10 protein-coding genes are annotated in these 13491 nt (G+C 58.3%); 9 read left to right on the top strand and 1 reads right to left on the bottom strand.

Going from position 1 to position 13491, the window contains the following annotated elements; genetic code table 11:
• Positions 1-335: 335 nt before the first annotated feature.
• From ACKFRY_RS06885 to ffh, 9 genes are all read left to right on the top strand, one after another.
• The gene (locus ACKFRY_RS06885; protein WP_408922534.1) at positions 336-3314 is read left to right on the top strand and encodes a DUF4040 family protein; all 2979 of its coding nucleotides are present in this window, start codon (positions 336-338) and stop codon (positions 3312-3314) included.
• Positions 3314-3790 carry a sodium:proton antiporter gene (locus tag ACKFRY_RS06890; protein WP_250410016.1) on the top strand — a complete coding sequence of 159 codons (477 nt, stop codon included), beginning with the start codon at positions 3314-3316 and terminating at the stop codon, positions 3788-3790. The genes ACKFRY_RS06885 and ACKFRY_RS06890 overlap by 1 nt, the downstream gene beginning before the upstream one ends.
• Positions 3790-5331, top strand: coding sequence for a monovalent cation/H+ antiporter subunit D family protein (locus ACKFRY_RS06895; RefSeq protein ID WP_408922535.1), 1542 nt, complete (start codon positions 3790-3792; stop codon positions 5329-5331). Before ACKFRY_RS06890 ends, ACKFRY_RS06895 begins: the two co-directional genes overlap by 1 nt.
• A complete protein-coding gene (locus ACKFRY_RS06900; RefSeq protein WP_408922536.1) occupies positions 5332-5865 on the top strand; it encodes a monovalent cation/H+ antiporter subunit E in 534 nt (177 codons plus the stop codon).
• Complete coding sequence (locus tag ACKFRY_RS06905; protein WP_005328765.1) at positions 5862-6152, top strand: cation:proton antiporter; 291 nt, start codon at positions 5862-5864, stop codon at positions 6150-6152. The genes ACKFRY_RS06900 and ACKFRY_RS06905 overlap by 4 nt, the downstream gene beginning before the upstream one ends.
• A gap of 3 nt (positions 6153-6155) precedes the next feature.
• Positions 6156-6524, top strand: coding sequence for a Na+/H+ antiporter subunit G (locus ACKFRY_RS06910; RefSeq protein ID WP_005325266.1), 369 nt, complete (start codon positions 6156-6158; stop codon positions 6522-6524).
• Positions 6525-6755: 231 nt separating this feature from the next.
• Positions 6756-7094, top strand: coding sequence for a P-II family nitrogen regulator (locus ACKFRY_RS06915; protein ID WP_005325265.1), 339 nt, complete (start codon positions 6756-6758; stop codon positions 7092-7094).
• Positions 7095-7100: 6 nt separating this feature from the next.
• Complete coding sequence (locus ACKFRY_RS06920) at positions 7101-9224, top strand: [protein-PII] uridylyltransferase (RefSeq protein WP_408922537.1); 2124 nt, start codon at positions 7101-7103, stop codon at positions 9222-9224.
• A 51-nt stretch (positions 9225-9275) separates the two neighbouring features.
• Positions 9276-10925 (top strand): signal recognition particle protein, encoded by a 1650-nt coding sequence (gene ffh, locus ACKFRY_RS06925; protein WP_005325263.1) that lies wholly within the window; start codon positions 9276-9278, stop codon positions 10923-10925.
• A 149-nt stretch (positions 10926-11074) separates the two neighbouring features.
• Here the strand turns inward: ffh and ACKFRY_RS06930 are convergent, their stop codons facing one another.
• Positions 11075-13342 (bottom strand): acyltransferase family protein, encoded by a 2268-nt coding sequence (locus ACKFRY_RS06930; protein ID WP_408922538.1) that lies wholly within the window; start codon positions 13340-13342, stop codon positions 11075-11077.
• Positions 13343-13491: the final 149 nt, after the last annotated feature.

Below are 13491 nucleotides of genomic sequence, written 5' to 3' on the forward strand. Positions count from 1 at the left end.
CACGTACGTGCACCACGGTGTGCTGGGGGAGTCCTTCGTTTTCATGGGAGAGTTATAGCGTGCAGCAATCTCGCGAATTCTTTTCGCTCTCATCTCGCTGTCAGTTCGCAGACTATGCAAAAAGTCCTATGCAATTGGCGCGGGAATAAGTCCTGCTGAGCGCCTGTGAATTCTCTGCCTGCGAGCGTAATTGTGGCGGTTGTGCTTGCCTTTTATGAATCGGTAGGGAGTGCTGCAATGTGGTTTGACCTTGGTGGGAATGGTAGCCTGAAAGGGCTGTATTTAATGCGAAATTCGCATTAAACCTAGACCAAGGTTCGTGAGGCAAGTATTTCGTGACGCTACTTTATGCAGTCCTCCTCGCGGCGCTGGCAGTGATCTTGGCACCGGTAACCGTAAAGGTTATTGACCGAAAGGCAGGCTATCCACTAGCTGGCCTTTTTCTTATTGCAGCGGTCCTCATCGCCAAGGAATTTCCTGCCATTGCAGCCGGGGAGGAATTAAGTTTCCACGCCACTTGGGTGCGTGATTTCATCGCACCGGGCGTCGACGTAAGTTTTGCTCTCCGCGGGGACGCGTTGAGCATCTTTTTCGCTATGTTGGCGCTGGTCATTGGCGCCGTCGTTTTCACTTATTCGGCGGCCTATCTGCCCAAGAATGAGGGCAACACCAGCTTTTATACCTTGATGACAGCGTTCACGCTGTCCATCTTGTTGCTGGTTCTGGCCAACGATGTGGTGGTTTTGTTCCTTGCTTGGGAGCTAGTCTCCTTGGCTTCGTTTATGTTGATTGCTCGCTCCGGTTCAGGCGGCGAGGCTGGTTCGCAGCGCACACTGATCCTGACCTTTATTGGTGGATTGACCCTGCTGACCGGCTTGGGTATCGCCGCGACGGTGACCGGAACGACTACCGTTTCTGAGATCTTGGCGTCCCCTGTATGGACGGAACGCCCAGGAGTAACGGCAGCCGTAGCCGTGTTGATTGCGGCGTCTGCCTTTACCAAGGCGGCGCAGTTCCCATTCCATTTCTGGTTGCCAGAGGCTATGGCCGCCGCCACCCCGGTATCGGCTTTCCTTCACGCGGCAGCGGTGGTCAAGGCCGGTGTGTACCTGCTTATTCGTTTTTCCACCATCTTCCACGATGTGGCGGTGTGGAATTGGTTGCTCATCGTCGTAGGCATGGGCACCGCGGTGATGTCCGCGGTATTTGCAGTGCAGAAGACGGATTTGAAAAAGCTTACGGCCTATTCCACCGTCTCCCATCTGGGCTGGATTGTTGCCACCATTGGCGTGGGTACCCCGTTCGCTATCGCCGCAGCGTTGGTCCACACTCTGGCGCACGCGCTGTTTAAGTCCTCGCTGTTCATGCTCATTGGCGTCATCGACCACGAGGCTGGGTCGCGCGATATTCGCCGCCTTGGACCGCTGTGGAATAAGATGCCGTGGACCTTCGGTTCCGTAGTAATCGGTGCAGCCTCGATGGCTGCGGTGCCACCGCTTTTGGGCTTTGTGTCCAAGGAAGGAATGCTTACCGCGTTTGAAGACGCCCCGATTGGCGGTGCGGGCCAGGTAATCCTTCTCATCGTTGCCGGTATCGGTGCTTTCTTTACTTTTACTTACTCCGCAAAGATTGTCTTCGGCGCCTTCTTTGACGGACCTCGCGACATGGGAGATGTCCATGAAGCACCAGTGTCGCTGTGGCTACCTGCAGCTTTGCCGGGCTTTATGTCTCTGCCGCTGGTATTTGTGCTCGGGCTCTTTGATTCCCCGATCGATGATGCAGTGGCTGCCGTGGGATTGGAGCATCATTCGCACCTTGCCCTCTGGCACGGGCTCAACGTTCCTTTCCTTATCTCGCTAGTGGTCCTCATCCTCGGTATTGCCGGTATCTTTGCCCGCAAGAAGATGTGGGCAAGCTTTGAAGCCCACGAGTTCATGCCGCGTAGCGGCAATGATTTGCTGTACTCCTTGATGAAGGGCTGCTCCCAGTTGGGGCGCGTCCTAGGCAAGATGTCCGACTCGCATAATCCATCCCGCCACATGCTGCCGATTGTCATTTTGATCATCGTGCTGGCTGCCACCACCCTCATCCGCGATGGCGTCGACGGGGTAGCGCTGCAACCACGGGTGGATGGTCTGGATAACCCATGGGACCTGCTGCCACTGGGCATCATCGCCCTGGCGATGTTTGGACTGGTTCGCACCCAGAATCGTTTGACCGGTGCCATCATGATTGGCATTGCCGGCTCGGGCGTGACCCTGCAGATGTTCCTGCTGGGCGCACCTGACGTGGCGCTGACCCAGTTTATGGTGGAGGCCCTGTCCGTCATCGTCATGATGATGGTGCTGCGCTACCTGCCAGAAACCTTCCATCCGGTGAAGAACAAATCCCGCAAGACCGGCTCCATCGTCATTGCGGTCTTGGCCGGCGTGGCTGCGTTCCTAGGTGTGTGGGGACTCATGGGTCGACACGAGCGCTCCGATTTGGCCATGTGGTACCTGGACAATGCTCCGGACATCACCGGCGGCGACAACGTTGTCGCTACTATCATCGTGGAGTTCCGTGCACTCGATACCTTGGGCGAGCTTTCCGTACTGGGCATGGCTGCGGTGGTTATTGCAGCAATCACTACGACGTTGCCGCGGTTCCCATTCAAGTCGGGTACACGCCCAGCGCCGTTTGGCCAGTCCCAGCTGAACTCCGTGCCATTGCGCAAGGGCGTGCACGTTGTTATCCCGCTGTTGGTCATTATGTCCGTCATCGTTTTCTTCCGCGGGCACAATGCCTCCGGCGGCGGCTTCCCCGCGGCGCTGATCATGGGTGCAGCAATCGGGCTTATCTATCTGTCCCGTGGCTCCGATGAAATTGTTTTCGGCCGCATGACTCCGATTCACCTGACCGGTATCGGCATCATCACCGCCTTGATCGCCGGCTTTGTAGGTTACTTGCACCACGGCATTGGCAATGGTGGCTTCTTGGCTGCAATCCATGCCGAAGCCTTTGGCCAACACTGGACCACCTCGCTCATCTTCGACTTGGGCATCTACCTAGCGGTGCTAGGTATGTTGACCATGGCGATTAACGCGTTGGGTGGCTACCTGCGCCCAGGCACGGAGCGTGACTTCTTGCCATGGGTTCATGATGATGGTTCCGCGCTGCCGACGACTCCACGCATTTCGCTTGAAGACGTCGACGATCCGTACCCAGACCCGATCAACCCTTCGACCGATCCGTTGGCCTTGCTGACGCCTTCGGAAGCAAAGACGAAGAGGAAGAGTAAGCGCTCCGCGGCTATCCGGGGAGGGGAGAAGTAATGATCCTTGCATTGACTATTGCTTTGCTCATCGGCAGTGCTGTCTATCTCATTCAGCAGCGCGGCTTGGTACGCATCGTGCTGGGCATGATGGCCTTTGGCCACGGTGCCAACCTGATGCTGCTGGCTACGGGCGTGTATTCCTACCGCGGAGAGTCCTTCCCATCCCAGGTTCCGCACGATCAGATGGCCGACCCGCTGCCGCAGGCCTTCGTGCTGACCGCCGTTGTTATTTCCATGGCAACCTCGACCATCTTGTTGACGATGGCGGCCATGGGCAAGAACGACGACACCGATGTGGTGGAACCAGTTGATGACAACACCATCGACCATGCCTTTTCGACCTTGGGACGCGACGCCCAAAATCGCCAAATTTTGGAGGAATCCACCAATCAGCTTGACCGAATTGGTCAGGTGGACCACAACACTCCCGTTGCAGAACGCGGGGTAACTGAACAGAAGGAGGATGACAAATAATGGCTGATGCTGTAGCTCAACTCCTTCCGCTATTTCCAGCGGTCCCGCTGATTGCAGCGGCCTTCGCATTGCTGGCACCGTGGCGTGCGGTACGCGATTCCATCATGCTTATCATCCCGGGCGTTGGAATTTTCGCCGGCTTGGGTCTGCTCATCTACACCATGAACAATGGGGTAGTAGCCCATACTGTTGGCCTCTACCAAGGCAATGTGGGTATTCCGTTTGCGGCGGATGCCTTCTCCGCGTTGATGATCATTACTACGATGATCGTCGCGTTTGGTGCCAACTGGTTTGCCATTGTGGGCGGAGAGACTAAGTCTCGCTACTATCCTTCGCTCACCCTGATCTTGATCACTGGTGTGTGCGGCGCATTGCTCACCGCCGACCTCTTTAACTTCTTCGTCTTTATTGAGGTCATGCTTTTGCCGTCTTATGGCCTTATCACCATGTCTGGTACGTGGTCGCGCTTGGCAGCCGGCCGTGCCTTCGTCTTGGTTAACCTTTTCGCCTCCACCTTGTTGGTTGTTGGCGTGGGTTATATGTATTCGGTTACCGGTGCGGTTAACCTGGGCGCGCTGAAGGGCGCAGCGGCAGGCAATGGGCCGGTGACCGTGGCAGCAGGCTTGATCCTCATTGCGATTACCGCCAAGGCCGGCGTGTTCCCCGTGCAGTCGTGGCTGCCACGCACCTACCCAGGGACCTCGGCCGCGGTGATGGGCCTGTTTTCCGGCCTGCACACCAAAGTGGCCGTCTACATGCTCTACCGCCTCTACGTGCAGCTATTCGATCTGGAGCAGCGCTGGAATGTGCTGATCATCGTCATCATGATTATCTCCATGATGATCGGTGCCTTTGGCGGCCTAGCTGAAAATTCCATCCGCCGCGTCCTCGGCTACCAGATGCTCAACGGCATGCCTTTCATTTTGGTCATGCTTGCGTTTACCTCTGATGACCCACGTCGCGCACTGGCAGCTGGCATCATGTACACGATTCACCACATGCTGACCGTTGGTTCGCTGATTTTGGCTTCTGGTGCCATTGAGGAAACCTACGGCACTGGCTTGCTCAGCAAGCTTTCCGGCCTTGCTCGCCGCGACCCCATTATCGCGTGGATTTTCGCTGCCGGTGCATTCTCCGTTGTGGGCTTCCCACCGTTCTCGGGAATGTGGGGCAAACTGATGATTGTTTTCGAGATTGCCCGCGTGGGCGGTGCTTGGGCCTGGATTGCTATCGCGGCCATCATCATCGCTTCCTTCGCTGCCTTCTTGGCCATGCTGCGCGTGTGGCGCAAGGTCTTCTGGGGCAAGGGCCTGCCGGAGGACAAGGTTCCGGATGAACTGGTCATCCGCAAAAAGCTCATGGCCCCATCCGCCGCTCTCATCCTTGGTTCGCTGTGCATGTTCATCTTCTCCGGCATCGTCCTCGATGTCGTGGATGCTGCAGCGGAGCAGCTTTTGGACACTAACGCATATACTGAAACCGTCTTGGGCGACGAGCCGATTGCCGTTCCCAATATCGATGAAATCCAGGAGGGCCGTTAAATGAACGCAATTGTGTATGCATTGTGGCTCATCAAGGAGATTTTCGTCGCCGGCATTAGCTTGGCACTGGCGGCCTTCAAACCGGATAACGAATATAACCCGGTTATCATTCGTTACCCACTGCGCGTGACTAGCGCCTGGGAGATCTTCTGGTTTACGTCTTCCATTACCGCAACCCCGGGCACGCTCTCGCTCGGTTTGCGTGAACCGCCCCGCAAGGGTCTGCCCCGCATCGTGCTGGTACAGGCCGTCCAAGGATCTGACCCAGCGGGAATCGTCGCTGATCTTGCCGATATGGAACAGCGCCTCGCCCTGCGGGTTAAGGACATCGATTACGGAGTCCCGGGTCAAGGGGAGACTACAGAATTGGATGAGGCTTTCTACGAGTATCCGCTCGAGTCCGTCGGTCGTTATATGCGCTCGCCAGACTTGGCTCGGGCGGAGGACACTCCGCTTTCAGAAAGCGAAGCGGACGTCGAAAAGCCAAAGCGCCGCGCCCGCAACGTACAACGCAGAAAGGAGACCGAGCGATGATTGACTTTGCCACATTGTCCCCGTTCGGCTGGGTCGTATTTGTATGCGTATTCATCATGGGCATCGCCACGTGGTGCGGCGTGCTGCTGGCGCTTCGCACGCGCGATGAGCTCACCCGCGCCATTACCTCGGATATCGTTTTCTACGGCATGATCTGCATGTATTTAGCGTGGTCGATGACGAATAATGCCCCGATGGCGTATTACATTGCACTCCTCGGAGCCATTGCCGCCGGTGTGCTACCGACGCTATCGATGGCCCGCATTATTTCGAAGGGTAGGCGATAAACCATGGCCATCTCTGAAATTATCGCTTCGGTCCTGCTTATTATCGCTACCCTCTTGGTGGTCGCTACGGTGGTGTCTCTGTGGCGAGCGCCTGATGCCTTGACCCGTGCCAACCTGCTGGGCCCTACCGTGGGACTTGCGGTGCCGCTGATCATCGTGGCCAAGCTAGTCGTGGACTTTGGCCGCGATGGCTTTTCGCTGTGGCTGCTCATCCAGGCACTGATCGCCTGCTTCGGTGTATGGATCATCGGCTCGGTAGGTTCCTTTTATCTGGGCCGCTCCATCTATGGCGTAACCGTCACCGACGTCAAGCACGCCAAGCACACCAATAAGGAAGTTCAGACCGTGCAAGCAGAGGAAGACGATATCTAGTCCTCTCCAGCTCCTTCTGGCGGCGAGCCTTTTCTGCTCCTGTGCGTAGCTGCGGGGAGAACAGAACAGCTCGCCGCTTTTCTGGTTGCACAGTGGGGTCTTCTGAGCCCACCAGCGCCCTGGATTCACAATGTGGAAAAAGTTGCACAGCAATTGCTGTGCTCGGGCTAGAATGGATGCACGTTATTCGGTGCCTCTAGACCCGCCCCGAAGAGTTAGCAAGGAGTAACAATGAAACTCATCACGGCCATCGTTAAGCCCTTCACCCTGCCGGAAATCCGTCAGGCTCTGGAGCAGCAGGAAGTACGCGGCCTCACTGTTACTGAAAGCCAGGGCTTTGGGCAGCAGCGTGGACACAGCGAGGTATACCGCGGAGCAGAATACGCCACTGACTTTGTGCCCAAGGTTAAGCTGGAGGTTGTTGCGGCCGATGACCACGTTGAAGACATCATTAATGCCATCGTGGATGCTGCCTACACGGGCAAGATCGGCGACGGCAAGCTGTGGGTAACCCCAGTTGAAGATGCCATTCGTGTGCGCACTGGCGAGCGCGGCGAGGCGGCACTTTAAGCCCGCATGCATACCGCCGCACAGATTCGCGCCGAGGCCCATGCCTCGGCGCTTCGTGTATTGCGCAGTCTCGAGCTTCCTCCAGGAACCGCGCTCGCTGCCACCGGTTCCTTTGCCCGCAATGAGATGACTCCGTACTCGGATATTGATGTCATCCTCATCTATCCGGAAGGCCACGAGCCAGATCCGGCTCTGGTGGAGCAGCTGTGGTATCCCGTGTGGGATGCCAAGTACCGCCTGGATTATGCCCTGCGCACCCCACAAGAGTGCGGGGCGATTGCCGCCGAGGATGCCTCTGCCGGCTTTGCCCAGTTGGATTTGGCCTTTGTAGCAGGGCGCAAGGTCCTGGTGGATGAGGCGCGGGCGCAATTGCTTGCGGCGTGGCGGCGCCAGCTGCAGCGCGGCTTTGATGATTTCTTGGATACCGCGATTACTCGGTGGAAACGTTCGGGCGCGGTGGCAGCGATGACGAACCCGGACCTGAAGAATGGGCGCGGGGGACTGCGCGATATTCAGCTCTTGCGCGCGATGGCCTTGGGTAACCTGTGCGACTTTCCAGATTTGGACGTTGAGCAGCGGCTGCTTCTCGACGCCCGCACGCTCCTGCACGTCACAGCCCGGCGCCACCGGGACATACTGGATCCCGAGTTCGCCGCGGACGTAGCGGCGGATCTGGGTTTTGAAAGCCGCTACGCACTGACGGCAGCTTTGGTCAGCGCTGCGGCCACGGTCAATAAGGCGGTGGAGCGCGGCCTTGCAACCGCCCGTGGGGTGCTAGGCCGTAATGCTTCAGCGACCGGCCGGGGCCGGCGCCGCCCGCTCGATGTGGACGTCGTGGCTGAGACCGGCAGCATTTTCCTTTCGCGCAAGCCAAATGTAGAGGACCCGTGGCTTCTCACCCGCGTGGCGGCTGCCGCGGCGCGCACGGGATATATCATCGCCGAGACCACGTGGCACCAGCTTCAAGATCTGCCCGAGCTGCCGCCACGCTGGCCGCGGGCAGCGGTGGATGATTTCTTCGCTATTTTGTCCTCCCCGCGATGCACGCCGCGTGTCATACAGGACTTGGACCGCTATGGCCTATGGGAACGCTTAGTCCCAGAATGGGGGCATGTGCGCGGCTTATTGCCGCGCGAGCGCAGCCACGTCCATGCAGTGGACCATCATCTCATCGCTACGGTTACCCGCTGTGCGGAAATGCGTACCTCGGTGGCTCGTCCGGATTTATTGCTTTTGGCGGCGCTTTACCATGACATAGGCAAGGGCTACGGGCGCCCTCATGCGCAAGTAGGTGCGGAGATGATTACCCGCCAGGCAGCCCGTATGCGGTTGAGCGTCGCCGATAGGTCGCGCGCCCAAACCCTGGTGGCAGAACATACCACCTTGGCGCGGTTAGCGGCGACGATGGACCCGGCTTCCGATGCCGCTCGCGATGCCCTCTTGGCTGCCGCGCATTATGACCAGCTGACTATATCCCTGTTAGCGGTGTTGGCTGAGGCTGATGCCCAATCGACCGGGCCTGGCGTGTGGACACCGCGAGTGAAGCAAGCACAGAAGCTGATCGTCGCGCGGGCACTCGAGGCGCTCAAACCGCGTGTTCTCGACCGTCCTGCTGTGCATGTACCGCTATCTAGCGAAGGCGTTGCGCTCACAGTGGATTGGGAAGACCAAGAAGTCAGCGTGTCGTGGTGCGGTACCTCTCAAGGGGAGCTAAAGCGCATCTTCGCTTTGCTATCGGCGCTGGGGTGGACCATCGTGCGGGCGAATATCGTTCGCGAGGAGGACGGTGCCTATAAGGCGGAGTTCTTTATCCGCACGGTGCAACAGACCCTAAAGGAGGCAGCGCAGGAGATAAGGTTTATTCAGTCCTATAACTCACGAACTTATACGGAGCTGCCGGCCATTGCGGGAGAGGTGACCACTGCGGCATTCGATGTGGGCGGCATTTTGGTCATCCGGACGGTTGAGCGCATCGGCGCTTTAGGGCACTTGGTAGAGGCATTGCCGGACTTTGTATGGCTGCGCCATGAGATTATGGGCGCGACGATGATCGTCAATGTGTACCTTGCCGGGCAGGTTTCTCGCGCTACCGTGGTGGGGAATGTGACCAGGGCCCTGGCTAGGGACTAAGATTGAATAGTTGAACTTTAGATCGATCTAAATTAAGGGAGCGCATCCGTAGTGTTTGACTCACTATCAGACCGCCTACAGTCAGCCCTGGCGGGCCTGCGCGGTAAGGGCAAACTGACCGAGGCTGATATCAATGCCACCGCTCGCGAGATCCGCCTCGCGCTGCTGGAAGCCGACGTGTCTTTGACCGTCGTCCGTGGTTTTATCAAGCGCATCAAGGAACGTGCCCGCGGCGCGGAAGTCTCTGAGGCGCTCAACCCGGCGCAGCAGGTAGTCAAGATCGTCAATGAGGAGCTCATTGAGATCCTTGGTGGCGAAACCCGCCGCCTGAACTTGGCTAAGAACCCGCCGACGGTGATCATGCTCGCCGGCCTGCAGGGTGCTGGTAAAACCACCCTGGCCGGTAAGTTGGCCAAGCACCTAGCTAAGCAGGGCCATACCCCGATGCTGGTGGCCTGTGACTTGCAGCGTCCAGGCGCGGTGCAGCAGCTGCAAATTGTCGGCGAGCGCGCTGAGGTGCCGACTTTCGCACCGGATCCGGGAACCTCCCTAGACTCCAACGAGCATGAAATGGGTACCTCGCACGGGGACCCGGTGGACGTCGCCAAGCAGGGCATTGCTGAGGCTAAGCAGAAGCAGCACGATGTGGTCATCATCGATACCGCTGGCCGCTTGGGCATTGATGAGACCCTGATGACGCAGGCTCGCAATATCCGCGATGCCGTCAACCCGGACGAAGTCCTTTTTGTCATCGACTCGATGATCGGCCAGGACGCCGTGCAGACGGCCGAGGCCTTCCGCGATGGCGTGGACTTTACCGGCGTCGTTCTCACCAAGCTGGACGGTGACGCCCGTGGTGGTGCGGCCTTGTCTATCCGTGAGGTCACCGGCAAGCCCATCATGTACGCCTCTACCGGTGAGAAGCTCGATGATTTCGATGTCTTCCACCCGGAGCGCATGTCCAGCCGCATTCTGGGCATGGGTGATTTGCTCTCCCTTATCGAGCAGGCTGAAGCAACCCTGGACCACCAGAAAGCTGAGGAGGCAGCCTCTAAGCTGGGCTCTGGCGAGCTGACGCTCAATGACTTCCTTGAGCAGATGCTGATGATCCGCAAGATGGGCCCCATCGGCAACCTGCTGAAGATGATGCCCGGCGGCAAGCAGATGAATGAAATGGCCGCCATGGTGGATGAAAAGCAGCTGGACCGCATCCAGGCGATTATTCGCGGTATGACGCCGCAGGAGCGCGAGGATCCGAAGATTCTCAATGCTTCGCGCCGCAAGCGCATTGCTAATGGTTCTGGTGTTAGCGTTTCCGAGGTCAACCAGCTCATTGAGCGCTTCAACCAAGCTAAGAAGATGATGTCCAAGATGGCCGGCCAATTCGGCATGGGCGGCATGGGTGGTCGCTCCGCTACCAAGAAGAAGCCCAAGGGCCGCAAGGGCAAGAATGGCAAGCGAAAGAAGGGCAAAGGCGGCGGCAACCGCGGCCCGAAGATGCCGGGCGGTATGCCGGGCATGGGCGGAATGCCAGGAATGCCCGGTGGCGGCGGTATGCCGTCCATGGAGGAGCTGCAAAAGCTCCAGCAGCAAATGGGCGGCGGCGGTGGCATGCCAGGTATGCCCGGCATGCCAAAGATGCCGAAGGGAATGGAAAATATCGATCTCGACAACCTGGACTTTGGCAAGGGTAAAAAGTAGTTTTCCCAGCCTTAAAGCATAAAGAAGGAGGCTTCCGCGTTGCTGCGGGAGCCTCCTTCTTATACGCTTGCCGACGCCGCCCTAAGCCCCAGCGCGCCTTCGCATGAGGCGCCTTCGCCCTCGGGGCTTGTGCACGACCGAGCTATGGCCTAGACGGCATCGTCTTGTGCAGCGTTGGGGTAGGGGACGGGGTTGGCATGCTGCTTGCCGGCGTTGGTAGGTGCTGCGGGTGCTTGCTCTACGGCTCCTGCAGCCTGCTCCGGTGGAATATCCGGGGCTTCCTGCTGGACTTTTTCCCCGTTGAGGAAGGGCTTTAGGGCCTCGCGAATCATCGGCATTGCTGATTCCGCAAAAGCGTTGGTGATGTGGTGCATGTCGCGGTAGACCATCGTATTGCCGATGATGACCGGGCAGTCACCATTGGCATCGCAGAACCACGGAGCGGTATCGATCGAGAGCATATTCTGGTACTCCGACAGCACGACTGCACCGGGGTCATAAGGCTGGTAGACCTGCTCAAAGCGCATGCCGCAGCCGTAGGCATCTTCAGTAGCGACGTAGCACTCATCAAACTCGCGTGGACGGCCTTCTTCGTCGAATCCCCACGGGTTATCGCGGAAGCCCAAGAAGGGAATATCGCGTTCGGCCAATTCCTCCCAGAATGCCTGGTAGCCGGCGGGCACGGCATCGGGGCCGGTGCCAAATTCATTTTGCGGGCGAGTGGTATTTGAGATAACCAAGGCCGGGTTCGCCTCTTCGATGCGATCCATGACCAGCTTGCCCCACTCGGCACACTCTGGGGTCACGGTGACATCGTCACCCAATTCAATCGGGCAGCCCTGGCGCAGCAGTGGTACCAGCTTAAAGCCCATTTCCTTGCCTAAGCGGTCCAGCGGGGCAGAATACTGCTCCGCGTGGGAACCGCCGACCAAATAGACTTCCTTCTCTGCGTTGGGGTCACCGAAAATGCAGGGGGTCTTGCCGTCCTTGCGGGTTTCGAAGAAGAAGTCAGCGGGCTGGCTATCTGGCACGAAGCACCAATTTGTCGCTACTGGTGGCTGGATTCCGCCGGCCAGAATCGGATCAGGCTTGACCTCCACGTTATCCGGCGGGGTGATGTCGTTGATGAACGTCGTTGCGCCGGGGTAGAGGGCAGGATCCAAAAGCTCCGCATCAGCATCATCAAGGGTGCGCATCCACAGTGGCTGGATAGCCAAGAGGCCGACAACAGCCGCAGCGACTACGACGCCGCCCACACCGCGGGCGGCACCGGCGGGTTTCTGCAAGGTCGAAAGGCCCTTACGTACCGGCAGATCCTCGGCCGTGGGGCGCTTGCGATGCTGGCGCAGGGGCTTTTCCAAAAAGCGGTGCGTGAGGTCCGCCAACACTAGCGAAATGACGATAATGATGACGCCCAACCACCACGACGGGGTTTCTTGACCCAGGTAGGAGGTGGACAAAATGAGCAATGGCCAGTGCCACAGGTAGAGCGGGTAGGCTACATCGCCCAGCCAGCGCGCTTGCTTGGAGGCCATGGCCTTGGAAATCTTGCCACCGCCGCCCAAGATAATGAGCACGGCGCCGCCTAGTGGCAAGAGGGAAAGCGGGCCAGGATACGCAGTGGTATCCGCGATGATGGCACCAGTAAAGATGAGCATCAGAAGGCCCAGGCCGGTAAAGAGGTCATAGAGGCGGGCTGGAATCTTCCAGGAGGAACCGTAGATGGCCAAGACCGCGCCCAAGGTCAACTCCCAAGCGCGCGACCAAGTGGAATAGTAGTTCTCCGGAGTTCCGTAGAGGCCGTGGCGCGAAGCATAGGCGAAGGAGGCGATGGTGACCACGATGAGGATCGGGCCAGCAATCTGGTTGACCGTGGGGAAGCTGCGCTTGCCCAAAGGCTGCTGCTTCGGCCGGAACTTCATGATGGCAGCCAAGATGAGCGCGAAGGCAATGCCCATGATGTAGAACTGACCCTGCACGGCCATGGACCACATGTGCTGCAGCGGCGAGGTATCGGCCGCGGCCGCCGTGTAGTCGGCGTTTTGTTCCGCTAGCTCCCAGTTCTGGTAATACAGCATGGTGGCTGTAATCTGCTGGGTGAGCTCGGTGCGCATGAGCTGCGGGGTGAAAATTCGCACTAGAATGTAGGTCACACCGATGACCAGAACCAAGCTCGGCACTAGGCGTCGCAAGGTGCGCCAGATGGGCCACCATGGGTTCAGCGAGGCGTTGGGCTTGCTTGCGTAGCGCAGCTGGGAGCCCAAGAAGAAGTAGCCGGATAGCAGCAGGAATACGTCGACGCCGCCGGATACCCGTCCGACGAATACGTGGTAGATAACTACTAGGCCGATGGCAATACCGCGCAGGCCATCAAGGTCATAGCGGTACCGGAAATTTCGCGGTGATTCTTTAGTCATAAACTGTCTTTTCGTGCGCCTATGCCTGAATGGTGGGGCGGAAGGCGCGCCATACATATGAAACGAAATGTCTATATTCGGCCCTTAAGGGTACTCTGCTTCAGTATCGCAGGCATAACGAACCTGCGTGCGTGGCGTAGTAATTTTTG

Source organism: Corynebacterium tuberculostearicum (assembly GCF_046097255.1).
Taxonomy (GTDB): domain Bacteria; phylum Actinomycetota; class Actinomycetes; order Mycobacteriales; family Mycobacteriaceae; genus Corynebacterium; species Corynebacterium tuberculostearicum_J.

Coding starts and splice junctions, on each gene's coding strand:
- ACKFRY_RS06895 (WP_408922535.1), top strand. CDS start 3,790: ATGGCTGATGCTGTAGCTCAACTCCTTCCGCTATTTCCAGCGGTCCCG.
- ACKFRY_RS06910 (WP_005325266.1), top strand. CDS start 6,156: ATGGCCATCTCTGAAATTATCGCTTCGGTCCTGCTTATTATCGCTACC.
- ACKFRY_RS06890 (WP_250410016.1), top strand. CDS start 3,314: ATGATCCTTGCATTGACTATTGCTTTGCTCATCGGCAGTGCTGTCTAT.
- ACKFRY_RS06915 (WP_005325265.1), top strand. CDS start 6,756: ATGAAACTCATCACGGCCATCGTTAAGCCCTTCACCCTGCCGGAAATC.
- ACKFRY_RS06920 (WP_408922537.1), top strand. CDS start 7,101: ATGCATACCGCCGCACAGATTCGCGCCGAGGCCCATGCCTCGGCGCTT.
- ACKFRY_RS06900 (WP_408922536.1), top strand. CDS start 5,332: ATGAACGCAATTGTGTATGCATTGTGGCTCATCAAGGAGATTTTCGTC.
- ACKFRY_RS06930 (WP_408922538.1), bottom strand. CDS start 13,342: ATGACTAAAGAATCACCGCGAAATTTCCGGTACCGCTATGACCTTGAT.
- ACKFRY_RS06905 (WP_005328765.1), top strand. CDS start 5,862: ATGATTGACTTTGCCACATTGTCCCCGTTCGGCTGGGTCGTATTTGTA.